We start from the raw sequence: 18,112 nt of genomic DNA, 5'->3' as shown, positions 1-18,112 counted from the left end.
GGCGGTCAGGCGGGGGTGGCCCGCAGGACCGGCAGTACGGCGGTGGCCTGGGCGTGGCTGGTGTGGCGCATCACGATGGCGGTGGTGCCGGGCACGTCGTACGGGTTCGTCGTCGGCGGGTACGCGATGCGCTTGCTGGTGCTGACGACCTTGCCGTCGTAGGCGGTGCACCTGGTCTCCCAGGTGTAGACCGCGCCGTTCTGCGGGATGCCGTTGAGCCCCTTGATGGCAGTCGTGCAGGTCGGCTTCAGGGTGCTGAGCACGGTGTCGTTGCTGTCGACGACCTGCTCGAGCAGTGACGAGGTGCTGAAGCCGGCGTGCGCGCGGGCGGTGAGGGCCAGCGGCCCGACGGTGTTGAGGGTGAAGCCGAGCTGGTCGGCGGAGGCCTTGTCGGTGACGACCTCGAGCAGGCTGTCGATGAGCGTCACGCAGGCGGTGGTGTCCCGCGCGTACGCCTGCACGGTGGTCTGGTTGAAGTTCGGCAGGTCGTTGAAGTCGATGATCGCGCTGCGGGCGCAGGCTTTCGCCGGCGCGGTGGCCAGCCGGTCGACCTGGGCCAGGATGTCGGTCCTGGCGTCGTTGATGGTCTTGATGATCTTGTCCGTGGCGTCGTCCAGCGACTGGCCTTCCTTGTACTCCTTGTACAGCTCGTAGGCGGCCTTCGCGGCACCGATGATCGCGGTGAAGTCGAACGCCTGGACGGGGCGGGCACCCAGTGGGAGGGTGACCACGACCGCCGCGACGGCGGCAACGGTACGGCGGAGCAGGACGCGTCTCATCAATCTCCCCTTCTGGCCGACGGCCGTCCCGGCCGGACGATCATCCACTGTGTTGACAATGTCTGCCGGGACACACGTTTTCCCGCAGGTCGCGGGTTTGGTCAGCGTCCCAACTATCACTGGATCATGAATGGACGCCGACTGGACGCGGCGGCCACCGCCGACCCGGACGCGGGTGGGTGAATTTTTCCGATCCGACCGCCACGGCCCGGCCCGGTCGGCACAGTAGGGGCATGGCGGACGGGGGTCCGGCGCCGCCCGAGCTGCGGCGGCGACGGTTTCTCGTCCTACGCCCCGAGGGGACCGCCGGCGATGTGAGCTGGATGGAGCTCTTCATCGACCTGTTCTTCGTGTTCGCCTTCCTGCGGGTCACCAGCCTGATGGCGAGTCAGCTGCACTGGCTGGGGGTCGTCGAGGGCATCCTCGTGGTGCTGATGCTGTGGCACTGCTGGAACTCCTGCGCCTGGCTCGGCAACGTCGTCTACCCGGACAAGGGCCTGATGCCGATTGTCGTGTTCGGGATCGCCACCACGTTGCTGATCATGGGCGTCGCGATTCCCGGCACCTTCACCGCCGAGTCGGGCGGCGTGATCGAGCCGCTGATCGTCGCGACCGGCTACCTGACGATCATCTACGCCGTCATGGTGGTACTGAGCATCCTGCACTGGTCGCAGGGACCCGCCGGCCGGCGCCCGGTGATCGCCTCGTGGGCGACCTACCTGCCGGCCGGACTGATCCTGGCCTGCGCGGTCTGGCTGCCGCCGCGACTCGACCTGCCGATAGACGACCGGTACGTGCGTACCGCGATGTTCGCCCTGGTCGTCGTGATCAACTTCAGCGCGCTGCGGGTGGTCAGCAGCGGCAACGCACAGGTGGTGTCGAGCCGGCACCTCGCCGAGCGGCACGGCCTGGTCGTCCTCGTCGCGCTCGGGGAAACGGTGATCTCCGTCGGCATCAGCCAGGGCCTGAGCGGTGACCGGCCGATCACCTGGCAACTGCTGGTCGGCGCGGCGCTGAGCATCGCCGTGGTCGCCGTCCTCTGGTGGACCTACTTCGACGTCGCCAAGGTCGTCGCCGAGCACGCCATGCAGGGGCTGCCCCGATCCGACCAGTCGCGGATCGCCCGGGACGCCTACAGCGGCCTGCACCTGCCGATGATCTGCGGGCTCATTGTGCTCGCGCTCAGCCTGAAACACGTCGTCGCCTCGGCCACCGGCACCACCGACCATCCCTGGCGCGCCGCGAGCACCGTCCTGTTGTTCGGTGGCGTCATGGTCTACCTCGCCGGGCTGATCGCATTCCAGCGACGTGCCGTCGGCATGCTCGGGCGCAGCCCGATCGTCGGCATCGTGTTCCTGCTGGTGCTTCTGCCGCTGGCCGCCCACACCCCGCCGCTGGCCTCGCTCGGGCTGCTCCTGGTCGGAGCCGCCGCGATGATCGTTGCCGACCGCACCGTGTTCCGTCGGCGACATCTGCGGTTGCACGAGCGGGCCGACCAGGAAGCCGCCAAGATCACCGGGGCCACCCCGAAGGAACTTCTCGTCGACCTGGTCTTCGTGTTCGCGTTCATCCAGGTCACCGTCCTGATGGTGCGGGAGAACTCGGTGCTCGGGGTGCTGCAGGGACTGATCCTGCTGGCACTGCTGTGGTGGGCCTGGGCAAGTTTCTGCTGGGTGACCCACGCGATCCGACGCGACACCGTCCCGGTCCGCCTGGCGATGATCGGCGTGATGGCGGTGACGCTGGTGCTGGGAATCGCGTTACCGCAGACATTCGAACAGGTTCCCGGGGGACTGCCCGGTGCCAGCGTCGTGGTGACCGCGTACATCGCCGGTCGGCTCGTCCATGCCGCGCTGATCCGGCATGTCGCCCGGGAACAGCCGGAACTGCCGGCGGTGCTTCTGGAGGGTGCGCTGCCCAGCGGGCTGGCGCTGGCGCTGCTGGCCGGCAGCATCGTGCTCGACCTGGCCGTGCCCGACGATCGACCCACGGATGTGACCATCACGGCGATCTGGCTGGTCGCTGTCCTGATCGAAATCTTCGGCAACTACCGGACCGGGGTACGCAGCTGGCGGATCCGGACCGTCCGGCACTGGACCGACCGGTACGCGTTGATCATGCTGATCGCCTTCGGTGAGACCATCATCGCCCTCGGGTTCTCCGCCGCGCAGGAGGCGACCTCCGTACTGCTGGTCGCGGTCCTCACGGCCGCGGCGGTCGGGATCTGCACCATCTGGTGGTCCTACTTCCACACCGACGCCGGCCTCGCCCACGACGCCCTGGAAGCCTCCCAGGGCGAGGAGCGAGCGAAACTGGCCCGCGACGCCTACACCTACCTGCACCTGCCGATGGTCGCCGGGCTGATCCTGTTCGCGTTCGGCCTGCGCGAGACCCTGATCCTGCACGGCAGTCTGGTGACCGCCCGCGCACACGCCCTCGGCCACTACGCGCTCTTCGTCGGCCCGGTCGTGTACATCGTCGCGAACCAGGCCTTCTGGTGGCGGGTCTGGCGGCGGGTCAGCGGCTACCGGATCAGCGGTGCGGTCCTGGTCGCCGTACTCGCGCCGGTGACCGCACCGCTGCCCGTGCTGTGGAACATCGTGTTGCTGGCCGGCTTCGGGGTCACCTTCGCGGTGGCCGAGGCGCTGGCTAACCGGCGGCGATCCGGTTCCGCGCACCGGCCGGCGTGACTGCCCCGTCGAGCGCCTTCAGGTAGCCGTCGGTGTAGCCGTCCAGGTTCGGGTGGAACGCATCCTTGAGCGCGGTGACGCCGTTGAGCCACGGGACGTCGCTGCAGACCCGGTGCTTGGCGAACAGGTCGTCGACCGGCACGAACACCCCGTACGGCTTGGCGGTCTTCTCGATGGCCTGGTTGAGCTGCACCGCCGCGTCGTTGATCCAGCCCCGCCGATTTTCATCCAGCGGCGCTTCGAAGCAGAAGTCAGGGGCGAACAGCTGCGCGTAGCCCAGCACCACCAGCTTGGCGTTCGGGGCTTTGGCGAGGATGTCGCCGTACACCTGCTTCAGGTCGCCCGGCAGCGCCGTGTTGATGATCGCGACGGCCGCGTCCACGGCGGCCTTGCAGGTGCTGTCGTGCAGCGCGTCGATGCACTTCTCCAAGGTGGAGGTGAAGCCGAGGTTGTCGCCACCGACGGTGATGGTCACCAGCCTGGTGTCCGGCCCGAGGAAGCCCAACTGGTGGGCGATCACGTCGTCGGTGGTCGCGCCGCTGCAGGCCGCGAAGCCGAACGACATCGTCGGGTGCGCGGCGGCGTACTGGGCGGCGTACGAATGGGTGCTCCGCTTGCAGTCGTCGTCGATGTACGGCTTGGCGCCGACTCCGGAAGAGTACGAGTCGCCGAGCGCGACGTACTGCCGGTCGTCGGTGGCGGACGTGGCGCCGGTCGTGCCGGCTGCGTTGGCGGTGGCGGGTGCTGCGGCGATGGTGATCAGCAGTGCGGCCGAGACGGACAGAGTGAGGGTACGGCGGAGATGTCTGGCACGGTTCAGGATCACGGCTACCTCCCCAGGAATCCGAATTAGCAGCAGGATGCGTCGACCATCGCTGTTAATCAATCCCCGAACGGACCGCTGTCCGCTTCACGACCGATCGGCACGGTCGGCGGCGTGACTGCGGCACCCTGTTGTCGACATCGGCGACCGTCCACGTCGACTGTCGGGAGGACCAATGAGGAAACGAATCCGGCCACGATCGATCGGTGCGACCCTGGTGGCCGCGCTGGTCGGCGCCGTGGCCGCCGCGCTGCTGCCCGCCGCGCCCGCCTTGGCCCTGCCCTCGGGCACCGGCTGGTCGGCGTCGTGGAGCTACTACCATCCCAACGCCTACCAGTACGCCGGCACCCTGCCCGGGGTGAGCCTGACCGGCTACGCCACCGACTACTCCGGCACCTCGAACACGGTCGGGACCATCCAGGACACCGCCAACGACGGGCGCTGCGCGAGGGTGATGCTCTACGCCAACGGCGTCGGGTACCCCGTCGACCAGACGATCTGCGGCAGCGGCCTCAGCCTGAACTACAGCACCGGAAACTACAGCCAGGGACTACTGGTCATCGTCTACCGGATGGTGCAGGGCACCTCGACCCACGACAAGGGCTTCTACCTGCACATTCCAGGCTCGGCGAGCGACTCGCAGCTACGGACGGTCGGCACCGGGGCCAGCTGGTCCTACTACACGTCGACGGCGTTCCAGTACACGGTGACCCGCCCCGGCGTCACGCAGGTCGGGTACGGCTCGCACCAGTCGTTCGACCAGCGCTCCTCGCTGAACACCGTGCAGAAGACCGCCACGTCGGCCGGCTGCGCCACCGGCCGGGTCACCGGCGGCACGACCACCAGCGGCGGCACCTGCACCAACGGCGGCACCGCCTCGTTCAGCCGCTTCGACCACACCTACAACCTGGAGGCCTCCGCCTGCTACCAGCCCACCTCCGGGACCCAGCGCTGCCTCGCGCTGGTCATCCCCGAACCGTGGTGACTCAGCCGACGGCCGCCGCCATCCGGCGTACCGCCTCGGCGATCGTGTCGGGGGCGGCGGCCAGGTTGAACCGGGCGTGGCCGGTGCCGCCGGCACCGAAGTCCATGCCCGAGCTGAGCGCCACCCGCCCCCGGTCGAGGAACACCGCCGCCGGATCTCCACCGAGCCCGAGGCCACGACAGTCCAGCCAGGCCAGGAACGTCGCCTGACCCGGTGCGTACCGCACCTGCGGCAGGTGGGCCGTCAGCAGGTCGGCGAGCAGCCGCCGGTTGGCGTCCACCGCCGCCCGTACGGTGTCCAGCCAGTCGCCGCCGTCGCGGAACGCCGCCGTGTGGGCGATGACCCCGAGGTGGTTGACCCCGTGGCCGACCTCCTGCGGCAGCCGGGCCAGGTCGGTGGCGGCGGCCGGCCCGGCGACCGCGAGGGCGGCCTTGAGCCCGGCGAGGTTCCAGCCCTTCGAACCGGAGATCAGCGTCAGGCCGTCGTCGGTGCCGGGCACCGACAGGTACGGCACGAACGTCACGCCGGAGGCGGTCATCGGCGCGTGGATCTCGTCGACCACCACCCGCACCCCGTGCCGGGCGGCCAGGTCGGCGACGGCCGCCAGCTCGGCGGCGGTGTGCACCGTCCCCGTCGGGTTGTGCGGGCTGCACAGCAGGTACGCCGCCCGGCGGCCGCCCGCGCGGGCGGCGGTGAACGCCTCGGCCAGCACGTCGAGGTCGAGCCGACCGTCCGACCCGAGCGGAGCCTCCCGCACCGGCCGGTCGAGGTTGCGCAGGAACCCGTAGAACGGCGGGTACACCGGCGGGTTGACCACGACGGTGTCGCCCGGCCCGGTCACCAGCTTCAGCATCTCGACCGCGCCGAGCATCACGTCCGGCACGATCGCCGTGCGCGCCGGGTGCAGGCCGTCCCAGCCCCAGCGGGTCGCCGCGAACCCGGCGACCGCCTCGGCGTAGCCGGCCCCGGTGGCGTACCCGAGGTCACCGGCGCGGACCGCGGCGTCGATCGCCTCGACGATCGGCCCGGCCGGGTCGACGTCCATCTCCGCCACCCACACCGGCAGCACGTCCGGCGGATACATCCGCCACTTGATGCTGGTCCGCTGCCGGGCCCGGTCCAGCGGCACCCAGGGCCCCTGCCGCGCTGTCGTCACGGTCGCCTCCGATCCAGGACGTTCGTTCACACTGATCCGCTCGCGGTCGGCTCGACCGCCCTCAGCAGTTCATACATGCCCGACGAGGGGTTGTCGTTGGGGAACGTCGCCTGATTCCGGTCGTGCCGCCGCCCGAGCAGCGCGGCGCGTCGTGCCGCCGCCTGCCGTTGCTGCAGGTAGCGCGTCGGGTCGATCCGCTTGCCGGTACGGCCGTCAAGTTTGCGGCTCAGTCGTTGCGCCTCGGCGGTGGTGAGGAACGCGGTCTGATCCTGAAAGTGCAGAATCAGCCACAGCTCGAAGCACGGGTTGCTGACCGCCAGTCGGATGCCGTGTTCGGCTGCCAGCCGGATGGCCCGGTCGAGGTGCGGATGGTGCCGGGGCCATTCGACGTCGAACACGCACCAGCACTCGTCGACCTCGTCGTCCGCGCTGCGCTCGATCGCCCGGTTGACCAGGGTCAACGGGACCCCCTGGTCCGGGTCGATATCGATGTTGATCGCGGTGCTGTCCCTGATGTGGGGGAGCCGCCGGAGCGCGTTCAGGTAGTCCGGCTCCGATGCCTCACCCTCGCAGAAGATGACGATCGTTCTGCGCTCGGGGCGGGTCGCGGTCCGCCGTCGCAGGTCCTTGGCCCGCGTCCGTCTCGGTGTCACCGGTCAGCCGATCAGTCCGAGTGCCCGCAGGATCTCGGTGCGGTCGACGTCGGGTAGCGCGCCGAACCGTCCGTGCAGGTACGCCTTCTCCAGGTTCTGCGACCGGCGCACGCGTTCGCCGGCGAACTCGGCCAGCGCGCCGAGGCGGGTCGCGCCGTCGACTGCCTTCTCGGTCAGCCAGACCTCGTCCCGGTTCAGATGATTGAGCAGGCTGGTGTCGTGCGAGGTGAAGATCAGCTGTGCCCCCGAGGGGTTCGTCGCGGGGTCGGTGAACAGCCGGATGAGCTGCATGGACAGCGTCGGATGCAGGCTGGCGTCCAGTTCGTCGAACAGCAGCAGGGAACCGGCCTTCAACGCGGTCAGCACCGGGCCGATCAGCTGGAACCAGGTGCGGGTCCCCTCCGATTCGGCGCCGAAGTCCAAGGGGACCGCTTCGTCGCCCGTACGGTGCAGCAGCCGGATTCGTCGTCGCCGGGTCGAGGATCGCGGGTCCTGGCCGGACGCTGCTGCGCCATCGTCGATCACCACGTCCTCGATGCCGAGGTCGGCCATCCTCAGCAGCGCCAGGGCCTGAGCCCGGTCCGGACGCAGGTCCTCGAGCCCGGGCAGCACTTCCTGGCGCGCCCCAGCGGCATCCTCGAACCAGTGTCGGGTCGCCAGATGAGGGGCCTGCCGGACGAATGGGCGGCGACGCGGCCCCGGCTCCAACGTCTGTACGCTCAGCAACTCCTCGGCGGGGCCGGAAACGAGGGGTTCGCGGAACCGCCGGGCAGCTGACAAGGCGAGAGTACGACTGGTCAGCAGCTCACGGGTGCCCGACAGGTGGCCGAGGCCCCGTTGCAGCGTCAGTTCGTCACCCTCGCGTTCGAAGATCCGACGCCGCTTGCGTTCCGGATAGTGGAACAGGCCTTCGTAGCGGATCGCGTCTGCGTCCAGCTCGACGACGTACTCGAAGCGGACCCCGCCGAGGATCAGTTCGACGGTGAACTCCGATGGGCTCCGTGGACCGTGGCCGAACGCGAACGGCTCGACCGGAATCCCGTCGTCCCAGAACCGCAGCGAGTCGGCGACCGCGTCGCGCAGCCAGGTGAGAGCCGCAACCACGTTGGACTTGCCGGAGGCGTTGGGACCGTAGATGGCGGCGACCGGCAGGAGGCTCTCGTCGATGCTGTCGACCCGCTGCACCGCCGGCCGGTCCCGGTCGACGGCGACCATCGACAGCTCGACCGGTCCGAGGATCGAGCGGAAGTTCGCCGCCTCGAAACGGATCAGCACAGCACCTGCCTCCTAGCGCATGACCCCGCAACCATACCGCAGTTTCTGGCGAGAATTGACAGAATCGCGGCTCTGTCGACGTCCAGTCGACTGTCACGCGGTGCTGAGTCAGTCGGCGGCGGTGACCGGTCGCCAGTCCAGCGGAGTGGAGAGCACCATCGTGCTGGACGGCTGGCCGTACGGGGCGAGCCGGTCGATGACGTCCTCGAAGGCGTCCATCGACGCCGCCGCCACCTTCAGCATCGAGCAGGCGTCGCCGGTGATCCGGTGGATCTCCCGGATCTCCGGCCAGGTCGGCACCTGCGGGTCCCGCAGGATGCAGTGCGACCCGTAGCAGGACATCCGGATCAGCGCGATCACCGTCCAGCCGGCCCGGGTCAGGTCGACGTGCGCGTGGTAGCCGCCGATCACCCCGGACTCCTCCAGCCGGCGGACCCGCTCGGCGACCGCCGGCGGTGACAGGTGCACCCGGCGGGACAGCTCGCTGAAGGAAAGTCGGGCATCGGCCTGCAACTCACGCAGCAGCGCCCAATCCATCTCGTCCACGGACACTTTCCCTTCGTTAACCGATTACCCCAATCTAGCCACGGACCTGCAGGTCGCGGCCGCGTACCGCCGTTGATCCGGTATTCAGCGACGGACCGCAAGTCGGCAATCATGGGCGGCACAGCAAAGGAGGGCAGCCGACGTGAACAGCACCGACGTGGCCAGCCCACCGGCCGTGCGGCCGGTGGACGCCGCCGAACGCGCCGCCCGCGCCGCCGCCAACGCCGGCGAGCCGACCCTGGAGTTCGGCGACCGGGTGCCGTACGACGCGTACGTGCACGCCAGCACCCTGCACAGTTTGCAGCGCACCCTCAGCGACGACCCCGGCGAGATGTCGTTCCTGATGGTCAGCCAGATCATGGAGCTGTACTTCGGGCTGACCCGCCACGAGCTGCGCGAAACCCAGCGACTGCTGCGCGCCGACCAGGTCTGGGAGGCGGTCGCCCCGCTGCGCCGCGCCGCCCTGCACCTGGAAGGGCTCAACGCCTCCTGGCAGACGCTGCGCTGGATGACGCCGGCAGACTTCAACCGGTTCCGCAACCTGCTCGGCGAGGGCTCCGGCTTCCAGTCGGCGATGTACCGGCAGCTGGAGTTCACCCTCGGCATCCGGACCCCGTCGCTGATCCGCCCGTTCCGCCGCCAACCCGAGGTGTACGCCGAACTTGAGCGGACGCTGCACACGCCGAGCCTGTGGGACGACGTGATCGCCCTGCTGGCCCGCGCCGGCCACGACATCCCGGCCGACCTGCTGACCCGCGACGTCGCCACCGAACACGAGCCGCACCCGGCGGTCGAGGCCGCCTGGGTGGAGGTCTACCGTGCCAACACCCCGGACAACCACCTGCGGCTGCTCGGCGAGGCGTTGACCGAGGTCGCCGAACAGTTCGGCGACTGGCGCTACAAGCATCTCAAGGCGGTGCAGCGCACCATGGGCGCCAAGGTCGGCAGCGGCGGCTCCGCCGGCCTAGCCTGGCTGCAACGCAGCATGAACCGGGTGGTGTTCCCGGAGATCTGGTCCGCCCGGACCGGCATGTGAGAGGCTGCCGCATGTTCACTGAGGACGACGCCCGCCGCCGCGACGCCGCCGACCCCGGGCACCGCGACCTGTTCCACATCCCGCCGGCCACCGGCGGCGACCACCCCGACGTCGCCTACTTCGCCGGCAACTCCCTCGGTCTGCAACCGAGGGCCACCCGCGCCGAACTGCTCGACGACCTCGACGACTGGGCCCGGCTCGGCGTCGAAGGCCACCTGGAGGCCGGCCGGCCGTGGCTGCCGTACCACGAACTTCTCACCGACACCGCCGCGCGACTGGTCGGCGCCCTGCCCAGCGAGGCCGTGGTGATGAACTCGCTGACGGTCAACCTGCACCTGCTGATGGTGTCGTTCTACCGGCCGGCCGGCGACCGGACCCGGATCGTCATCGAGGACTCGGCGTTCCCGTCGGACAGCTACGCGGTGCGCAGCCAGGCCGCCTTCCACGGCCTCGACCCCGACCGTACGGTGGTCCGGCTGCGGCCCCGCCCCGGCGAGGACACGCTGCGCACCGACGACATCGTGGACTACCTGCGCACCGAGGGCGACCGGGTGGCGCTGGTGCTGCTCGGCGGGGTCAACTACCTCACTGGTGAGCTGCTGGACATCCCGACGATCACCGCCGCTGGCCGGGCCGCCGGCGCGGTCGTCGGCTGGGACCTGGCGCACGCCGCCGGCAACGTGCCGCTGCGGCTGCACGACTGGGGCGTCGACTTCGCCGCCTGGTGCTCCTACAAGTACCTCAACTCCGGCCCGGGCGCGCTGGCCGGCGCGTACGTGCACGAACGCCACCACGGCGATCCGACGCTGGCCCGCTTCGAAGGCTGGTGGAGCACCGAGCCGGCCACCCGGTTCGAGATGACCCCGGTGTCGCGGCCACCGGCCAGCGCCGACGCCTGGCAGATCTCCAACCCGCCGATCTTCGCCATGGGTCCGGTCCGTACCTCGTTGCAGATCTTCGACGAGGTCGGCATGCCGGCGCTGCGCGAACGCAGCGAACGGCTCACCGGCTACCTGGAGCAGCTGCTCGACGAGATCGTGGCGGGCCGGCCGGTCAGCGTCGTCACCCCACGGGACCCGGCCCGACGCGGCTGCCAGCTGTCTTTGCGGATCAGCGATGGGTCGGGTGCGCATGCGCTGACCGCCCGGCTGCGCCACGAACACGGGGTGATCGCCGACGCCAGGGAACCGGACATCGTCCGGCTCGCCCCGGTGCCGCTGTACTCGACGTACCACGACTGCTGGCGGGCCGCCCGGGCGCTCGCCGCGACCCTCCCGACGGAAGGCGGCGACGATGTCTGAGCGCGTACCGGTCGCGGTGGTCGGCGCCGGCCTGGCCGGCAGCCTGCTCGCCTGCTTCCTGGCCCGCCGGGGCCTGCCGGTCACCCTCTACGAGCGGCGGTCGGACCCGCGACGCGGCACCGCCGAACGCGGCCGGTCGATCAACCTGGCGCTGTCCGAACGCGGTCTGGACGCGCTGCGCCGCATCGACCTGGCCGACCAGGTGCTCGCCGACGCGTTGCCGATGCGCGGCCGGATGATCCACCCGGTCGACGGTGACCTGGACTTCCAGCCGTACAGCGCCGACGGGCAGCGGGCGATCAACTCGATCGGCCGGGGCGCGCTCAACAACGCGCTGCTCGACGCCGCCGAGGCCGCGCCCGGCGTCACCGTCGTCTTCGACCACCGGCTCGTCGGCCTCGACCCGGATTCCGGCGAGGCGACCTTCGACACGCCGCAGGGCACGGTCCGCGCGCAGGCGCAGGTCGTGCTCGGTGCCGACGGCGCCGGTTCGGCGGTACGCGGCCAGCTGCTCGCCCACGGCCTGGTCGACGAGAGCCTCGACTTCCTCGACTACGGGTACAAGGAGCTGACCATCCCGGCGGTCGGCGGCGACTACGCCCTCGACCCGGGTGCGCTGCACATCTGGCCGCGCGGCACGTCGATGATGATCGCCCTGCCGAACCCGGACCGCTCTTTCACCTGCACCCTGTTCTGGCCGACCGGCGGTACGTCGAGTTTCGCCTCGCTGAGCAGCCCGGCCGCGATCGAACGGCACTTCCGCGAGCACTACCCGGACGTACCGCCGCTGGCGCCGGATCTGGTCGACGACTACCAGCACAACCCGGTCGGTCTGCTCGGCACGGTGCGCTGCGACCCGTGGCAGGTCGGCGGCCGGGTGGCGCTGCTCGGCGACGCCGCCCACGCGGTCGTGCCGTTCTACGGTCAGGGCGCCAACTGCGCCTTCGAGGACGTCGTCGAACTGGACCGCTGCCTCGACGACACCGGCGGCGACTGGGCGGCGGCACTGCCGCTGTACCAGTCCCGCCGCCAGGCCAACGCCGAAGCGATCGCCCAGATGGCGCTGGCGAACTTCGTCGAGATGCGCGACAAGGTCGCCTCCCCGACGTTCCAGACGTTCCGCAAGGTCGAACACGCCCTGGAACGGGCACTGCCGGGGCGCTACGTGTCCCGCTACGAGATGGTCTCCTTCACCACCATCCCGTACGCCGAGGTCAGGCGACGGGTCCGGCGGCAGCACCAGGTGCTGGCGGCGGCGGTGGCCGGGACGGCGGCGCTGTTGGTAGGGGCACTCGGCGCCGCCGTCACCCGGTCCATCCGCAAGGGACCCGGGTCTGCCCGACGAGGACACGGGCCTGCCCGGAAGGGACGAACATGACGCTGTGGCACCCCGACCTGTACGCCGGCCGGCCGGCCGCCGACGGCCCCGGCCTGCTGCGCAACTTCGTCGACGGCCGGTTCGTCGACGCCGGGAAGCGGTTCCCGAAGGTGTCCCCGGTGACCGGCGAGACGGTCTTCGAGGTCGCGGAGGCCGACTCCGCGACGGTCGACGCGGCCGTCGCGGCGGCCCGCGCGGCGCTGCGCGGACCCTGGGGCGGCATGGCCGAACGGGACCGGGCGGCGGTGCTGCGGGCGGTCGCCGACGAACTGGACCGCCGGTTCGACGACCTGGTCGCGGCCGAGGTCGCCGACACCGGTAAGCCGGTCAGCCAGGCCCGGACCCTGGACATTCCGCGCGGGGCGGCGAACTTCCGGGCGTTCGCGGAGATCGCCGCGACCGCGCCGACCGAGTCGTTCACCACGGTCACCCCGACCGGCGGCCGGGCGTTGAACTACGCGGTCCGCAAACCCGTCGGCGTCGTCGCGGTGATCGTGCCGTGGAACCTGCCGCTGCTGCTGCTGACCTGGAAGGTCGCTCCGGCGCTGGCGTGCGGCAACGCTGTCGTCGTCAAGCCGAGTGAGGAGACACCGGCGTCGGCGACGCTGCTCGCCGAGGTGATGGCGGCGGCTGGCGTACCCGACGGGGTGTTCAACCTGGTGCACGGCTTCGGGCCGGGCGCGGCAGGGGAGTGGCTGACTACCCACCCCGGCGTGGACGCGATCACCTTCACCGGCGAGTCGGCGACCGGGTCGGCGATCATGCGGGCCGCCGCCGACGGGGTGAAGGCGGTCTCGTTCGAGCTGGGCGGCAAGAACGCCGGCCTGGTCTTCGCCGACGCCGACCTGGACGCCGCCGTCGCCGGTTCGGTGCGGTCGTCGTTCACCAACGGCGGCCAGGTGTGCCTGTGCACCGAGCGGCTGTACGTGCAGCGGCCGGTCTTTGACGAGTTCGTCGACCGGTTGGCGGCCGCCGCCCGCGACGCCCGGTACGGCTGGCCCGCCGACGAGACGATCTCGACGATGCCGCTGATCTCGCACGGTCACCGGGACAAGGTGCTCGGCTACTACGACCTGGCCCGCGTCGAAGGTGCCGAGGTACTCGCCGGTGGTGGTGTGCCGACCTTCGACGACGCCCGCGACGGCGGCGCGTACGTGCAGCCGACCGTGTTGACCGGGCTGGGCTCCTCGGCGCGGCTGCTGCGCGAGGAGGTGTTCGGCCCGATCTGCCACATCGCCCCGTTCGACACCGAGGAGGAGGCGTTCGCGCTGGCCAACGACTCCGACTACGGCCTCGCGGCGACGGTGTGGACCCGTGACGTGGGGCGGGCGCACCGGGCCGGTGCCGGACTGGACGTCGGCATCGTCTGGGTCAACACCTGGTTCTTACGGGACCTGCGCACCCCGTTCGGCGGGGTCAAGGCCTCCGGGGTGGGCCGGGAGGGTGGCGTGCACTCGCTCGACTTCTACTCCGAACTGACAAACGTCTGTGTGGATCTGACATGACTGTGGACATCGAGGCCGCTGTCGCGGCGCTGACCGGGGCGTACGACACCGGGGTGCCGTGCCCGCCGCTGCGGGACCGGCTGCTGCCGACCGGTGACGTCGCCGCCGCGTACGCGGTGCAGCGGGCGACCGTCGCCGGCTGGTCGGCCGTCGGCCGCCGCCGGGTCGGCGCGAAGATCGGCCTGACGTCGCCGGCGGTGCAGGCCGCGTTCGGCGTCTACCAGCCCGACTTCGGGGTGCTCTTCGCCGACATGGCGGTACCCGACGGCGACGAGGTCGACCTGGCCGGGCTGATCCAGCCCAGGGTGGAGGCGGAGGTGGCGTTCGTGCTCGGCGCGGACCTGCCGGACGGGCCGGCGACCGTGGTCGACGTGCTGCGGGCCACCGACTTCCTGCTGCCGGCGATCGAGATCGTCGACTCCCGGATCACCGACTGGGACATATCCATCGTGGACACCGTGGCGGACAACGCCTCGTCGGGGCTGTTCGTCCTCGGCGACCGGCCGGTGCCGGCCGCCTCGGTGGACCTGCGCGAGTGCGGCATGGTGCTCGAATCGGCCGGTGAACCGGTGTCGGTCGGTGCCGGGGCCGCCTGCCTCGGCAACCCGGTGCACGCCGTCGCCTGGCTGGCGTCGACCATGGCCGCCGCCGGGGATCCGCTGCGGGCCGGCGACGTCGTGCTCTCCGGTGCGCTCGGCCCGATGGTGCCGGTCACCCCGGGGGCGGCGTACGAGGCACGGATCGCCGGGCTCGGCTCGGTACGGACCAGATTCAGCGCGAAACCGGCCGACCGGTCGGCCGACGGCGAGTCAGGGGAGGGGTCGTAGTGGGCGTCGGAGTGGCGGTGATCGGGTCGGGCAACATCGGCACCGACCTGATGATCAAGGTGCTGCGGCTGTCGGAGTCGCTGCGGATGGTGGCGATGGTCGGCATCGACCCGGAATCCGACGGGCTGGCCCGGGCCCGCCGCCTCGGCGTGGCGACCACCGCCGACGGGGTCGACGGCCTGGTCGCGATGCCCGAGTTCGCCGACGTGCGACTCGTCTTCGACGCCACGTCGGCCGGCGCGCACCGGCGCAACAACGAGATCCTGCAGGCGCACGGGCGGACCGTGGTCGACCTGACCCCGGCCGCGATCGGCCCGTACGTGGTGCCACCGGTCAACCTGGACGCGCACCTGGCCGAGCCGAACGTCAACATGGTCACCTGCGGTGGGCAGGCGACCGTACCGGTCGTCGCCGCCGTCGCGGCGGTGGCCCCGGTCGCGTACGCGGAGATCGTCGCCTCGATCGCGTCCCGCTCGGCCGGTCCGGGCACCCGGGCCAACATCGACGAGTTCACCCAGACCACCGCCCGCGCCCTGGAAGTCGTCGGCGGTGCCGGCAAGGGCAAGGCGATCATCGTGCTGAACCCGGCCGACCCGCCGCTGCTGATGCGCGACACCGTCTACTGCCTGATCCCGGCCGGCGTCGACACCGGCGCGGTCGCCGACTCGGTGACGGCCATGGTGGCGTCGGTCGCCGAGTACGTGCCCGGCTACCGACTCAAGCAGCGGGTGCAGTTCGACCCGGTCGACGCGTACGTGCCGGCGCTGGGCAGCCATTTCACCGGCACCCAGGTGTCGGTGTTCCTCGAAGTCTCCGGTGCCGGGCACTACCTGCCCGCGTACGCCGGCAACCTCGACATCATGACGTCGGCGGCGCTGCGCACCGCCGAACGTCTGGTCGCTGTCCGAGAGGGGGCTCAGCGATGACCCGGCTGTACGTGCAGGACGTCACGTTGCGCGACGGCATGCACGCCATCAGGCACCGGTACACCGTCGAGGAGGTCCGGGCGATCGCCGCCGCGCTCGACGCGGCCGGCGTCGACGCCATCGAGGTCGCCCACGGCGACGGCCTCGCCGGCTCGTCCGTCACCTACGGCCACGGCGCGGCGTCGGACGCCGACTGGATCACCGCCGCCGCCGAGTCGATCAGCCGCGCGACGTTGACCACGTTGCTGCTGCCCGGCATCGGCACCATCGACGACCTGCGGGCAGCCCGCGACCTCGGCGTCACCAGCGTCCGGATCGCCACCCACTGCACCGAGGCCGACGTCGCCGCCCAGCACATCTCATGGGCCCGCGACAACGGCATGGACGTCGCCGGGTTCCTGATGATGTCGCACATGAACACCCCGGAAGGGCTCGCCGGGCAGGCCAAACTGATGGAGTCGTACGGGGCGCACTGCGTCTACGTCACCGACTCCGGCGGCCGGCTGCTGATGGACGACGTCGCCGCCCGGGTCGACGCCTACCGCGAGGTGCTCGACCCGGGCACCCAGATCGGCATCCACGCCCACCACAACCTTTCCCTTGGCGTGGCCAACAGCGTCGTCGCCGTGCAGCACGGCACCACCCGGGTCGATGCCTCCCTCGCCGGGATGGGCGCCGGGGCCGGCAACGCCCCGCTCGAAGTCTTCACCGCCGTGGCCGACCTGCACGGCTGGAAACACGGCTGTGACACCTTCGCGCTGATGGACGCCGCCGAGGACCTGGTCCGCCCGCTGCAGGACCGGCCGGTCCGCGTCGACCGGGAAACCCTGTCGCTCGGCTACGCCGGCGTCTACTCCAGCTTCCTGCGCCACGCCGAACGTGCCGCCGACCGCTACGGCCTCGACGTGCGGTCCATCCTGATCGAACTCGGCCGCCGCCGGATGGTCGGCGGCCAGGAAGACATGATCACCGACGTCGCTCTCGACCTCGCCGACGCCGCCAACACCGCCCACGGAGGCAGCCAGTGACCAGCACAGACGTCGACCTCGCCGGGTTGGCCGCCCGGCTCGACGAGGCGGCCGTCACCGGCACCCCGATTCCGCAGCTCGCCGAGGCGCACGGCGTCGACGTCGACGCCGCGTACCGGGTGCAGCAGGCGCTGATCGCCCGCCGCACCGGCCGGGGCGAACGCCTCGTCGGCGTCAAGATGGGGCTGACCAGCAAGGCGAAAATGGCGCAGGTCGGCGTCGACTCCCCGATCCTCGGCCAACTCACCGACACCACGCAGGTGCCCGACGGCGGCAGCGTCGACATCTCCGGGCTGATCCACCCCCGGGTCGAACCGGAGATCGCCTTCCTGCTGGACAGGCCGCCGACACCGGGGATGCCGTTCACCGACGCGGTCCGGGCCGTCGCCCCCGCCCTGGAGGTCATCGACTCCCGGTACGCCAACTTCACCTTCTCGCTGCCCGACGTGATCGCCGACAACACCTCGGCAGCCCTGTTCACCGTCGGGCCGTGGCAGCCGGTCCCGGACGGCGTCGACAACCTCGGCGTACTGCTGGAGGTGGACGGACGCACGGTGCAGACCGGGTCGACGGCGGCCATCCTCGGCGACCCGCGCCGGGCCCTCGCCGCCGGCGTCGCCCTCGCCGACCGGCACGGCCCGGCCCTGCGAGCCGGCTGGATCTTCCTGGCCGGCGCGGCCACCGCCGCGGTGCCGCTGGCCCCCGGCGCGCACGTGCGGGGCACCGTCCAGGGGCTCGGCACCGCCGCCTTCACCACGATCGGCGGTACGCTGTGACAGCGCATCTGGTCGCCGGCAAGGCCACCCCGCGCGGGGCGTTCCCGCACGTCAAGGTCGCCGGTGGGTTCATCTTCGTCTCCGGTACGTCGAGCCGCCGCCCCGACAACACCATCGCCGGGGCCACAGTGGATGAGTACGGCACGACCGAGCTGGACATCCGCGAGCAGACCCGCGTGGTGATCGCCAACATCGCCGACCTGCTCGCCGCCGCCGGGGCCAGCCTCGCCGACCTGGTCTCCGTCACCACGTACCTGGTCAACATGAACGACTTCGGCGGCTACAACCAGGTCTGGGCCGAACACTTCGACCACACCGGACCGACCCGCACCACCGTCGCCGTCCACCAACTGCCGCATCCGCACCTGCTCATCGAGATCCAGGCCGTCGCGGTCGTGCCCGCCGACGCCCCCACCCGGAAGGAGTGA

General features: G+C 70.9%; 17 protein-coding genes. 11 read left to right on the top strand and 6 right to left on the bottom strand.

What is annotated here, in order from left to right:
* Positions 1 to 5 precede the first annotated feature (5 nt).
* On the bottom strand, positions 6 to 779 hold the full coding sequence (locus O7608_RS24100; RefSeq protein WP_289206758.1) for a hypothetical protein: 774 nt from the start codon (positions 777 to 779) through the stop codon (positions 6 to 8).
* 233 nt (positions 780 to 1,012) lie between these two features.
* Between O7608_RS24100 and O7608_RS24095 the strand changes: the two genes are divergently transcribed.
* Complete coding sequence (locus O7608_RS24095; protein ID WP_289206757.1) at positions 1,013 to 3,469, top strand: low temperature requirement protein A; 2,457 nt, start codon at positions 1,013 to 1,015, stop codon at positions 3,467 to 3,469.
* Here the strand turns inward: O7608_RS24095 and O7608_RS24090 are convergent.
* Positions 3,429 to 4,295 (bottom strand): SGNH/GDSL hydrolase family protein, encoded by an 867-nt coding sequence (locus tag O7608_RS24090; protein ID WP_289206756.1) that lies wholly within the window; start codon positions 4,293 to 4,295, stop codon positions 3,429 to 3,431. The genes O7608_RS24095 and O7608_RS24090 overlap by 41 nt on opposite strands.
* A gap of 172 nt (positions 4,296 to 4,467) precedes the next feature.
* Between O7608_RS24090 and O7608_RS24085 the strand changes: the two genes are divergently transcribed.
* Entirely contained in the window at positions 4,468 to 5,277 is an 810-nt protein-coding gene (locus O7608_RS24085) for a hypothetical protein (protein ID WP_289206755.1), read from the top strand.
* Between the two features lies 1 nt (position 5,278).
* Here the strand turns inward: O7608_RS24085 and O7608_RS24080 are convergent, their stop codons facing one another.
* The 4 genes from O7608_RS24080 to O7608_RS24065 form a co-directional block, all read right to left on the bottom strand.
* On the bottom strand, positions 5,279 to 6,433 hold the full coding sequence (locus O7608_RS24080) for a MalY/PatB family protein (protein WP_289206754.1): 1,155 nt from the start codon (positions 6,431 to 6,433) through the stop codon (positions 5,279 to 5,281).
* Between the two features lie 26 nt (positions 6,434 to 6,459).
* Positions 6,460 to 7,086, bottom strand: a complete 627-nt coding sequence (locus tag O7608_RS24075) for an RloB family protein (RefSeq protein WP_289206753.1) — start codon at positions 7,084 to 7,086, stop codon at positions 6,460 to 6,462.
* Positions 7,087 to 7,089: 3 nt separating this feature from the next.
* Positions 7,090 to 8,361: an AAA family ATPase gene (locus O7608_RS24070; RefSeq protein ID WP_289206752.1), complete on the bottom strand. Its 1,272-nt coding sequence runs from the start codon at positions 8,359 to 8,361 to the stop codon at positions 7,090 to 7,092.
* Positions 8,362 to 8,469: 108 nt separating this feature from the next.
* Positions 8,470 to 8,907 (bottom strand): Lrp/AsnC family transcriptional regulator, encoded by a 438-nt coding sequence (locus O7608_RS24065; protein ID WP_282227942.1) that lies wholly within the window; start codon positions 8,905 to 8,907, stop codon positions 8,470 to 8,472.
* Positions 8,908 to 9,049: 142 nt separating this feature from the next.
* Between O7608_RS24065 and O7608_RS24060 the strand changes: the two genes are divergently transcribed.
* The 9 genes from O7608_RS24060 to O7608_RS24020 are packed head-to-tail and all read left to right on the top strand — an operon-like array spanning position 9,050 to position 18,112.
* Positions 9,050 to 9,943 carry a tryptophan 2,3-dioxygenase gene (locus O7608_RS24060; protein WP_289206751.1) on the top strand — a complete coding sequence of 298 codons (894 nt, stop codon included), beginning with the start codon at positions 9,050 to 9,052 and terminating at the stop codon, positions 9,941 to 9,943.
* Positions 9,944 to 9,954: 11 nt separating this feature from the next.
* Positions 9,955 to 11,244 (top strand): kynureninase, encoded by a 1,290-nt coding sequence (kynU, locus tag O7608_RS24055; RefSeq protein ID WP_289206750.1) that lies wholly within the window; start codon positions 9,955 to 9,957, stop codon positions 11,242 to 11,244.
* Positions 11,237 to 12,622: an FAD-dependent oxidoreductase gene (locus O7608_RS24050; protein WP_289206749.1), complete on the top strand. Its 1,386-nt coding sequence runs from the start codon at positions 11,237 to 11,239 to the stop codon at positions 12,620 to 12,622. The genes kynU and O7608_RS24050 overlap by 8 nt, the downstream gene beginning before the upstream one ends.
* The gene (locus O7608_RS24045) at positions 12,619 to 14,127 is read left to right on the top strand and encodes a 2-hydroxymuconic semialdehyde dehydrogenase (protein ID WP_289206748.1); all 1,509 of its coding nucleotides are present in this window, start codon (positions 12,619 to 12,621) and stop codon (positions 14,125 to 14,127) included. The genes O7608_RS24050 and O7608_RS24045 overlap by 4 nt, the downstream gene beginning before the upstream one ends.
* The gene (locus O7608_RS24040; RefSeq protein ID WP_289206747.1) at positions 14,124 to 14,954 is read left to right on the top strand and encodes a 2-keto-4-pentenoate hydratase; all 831 of its coding nucleotides are present in this window, start codon (positions 14,124 to 14,126) and stop codon (positions 14,952 to 14,954) included. The genes O7608_RS24045 and O7608_RS24040 overlap by 4 nt, the downstream gene beginning before the upstream one ends.
* Complete coding sequence (locus tag O7608_RS24035) at positions 14,954 to 15,880, top strand: acetaldehyde dehydrogenase (acetylating) (protein ID WP_289206746.1); 927 nt, start codon at positions 14,954 to 14,956, stop codon at positions 15,878 to 15,880. The genes O7608_RS24040 and O7608_RS24035 overlap by 1 nt, the downstream gene beginning before the upstream one ends.
* Positions 15,877 to 16,908, top strand: coding sequence for a 4-hydroxy-2-oxovalerate aldolase (gene dmpG / locus O7608_RS24030; protein ID WP_289206745.1), 1,032 nt, complete (start codon positions 15,877 to 15,879; stop codon positions 16,906 to 16,908). Before O7608_RS24035 ends, dmpG begins: the two co-directional genes overlap by 4 nt.
* Positions 16,905 to 17,684, top strand: a complete 780-nt coding sequence (locus tag O7608_RS24025) for a 2-keto-4-pentenoate hydratase (RefSeq protein ID WP_289206744.1) — start codon at positions 16,905 to 16,907, stop codon at positions 17,682 to 17,684. The genes dmpG and O7608_RS24025 overlap by 4 nt, the downstream gene beginning before the upstream one ends.
* The gene (locus tag O7608_RS24020) at positions 17,681 to 18,112 is read left to right on the top strand and encodes a RidA family protein (RefSeq protein WP_289206743.1); all 432 of its coding nucleotides are present in this window, start codon (positions 17,681 to 17,683) and stop codon (positions 18,110 to 18,112) included. Before O7608_RS24025 ends, O7608_RS24020 begins: the two co-directional genes overlap by 4 nt.

Source organism: Solwaraspora sp. WMMA2056, assembly GCF_030345095.1.
GTDB lineage: Bacteria > Actinomycetota > Actinomycetes > Mycobacteriales > Micromonosporaceae > Micromonospora_E.
Note: the sequence above shows the minus strand (reverse complement) of the source record. Positions and strands in the feature narration are given on the sequence as shown.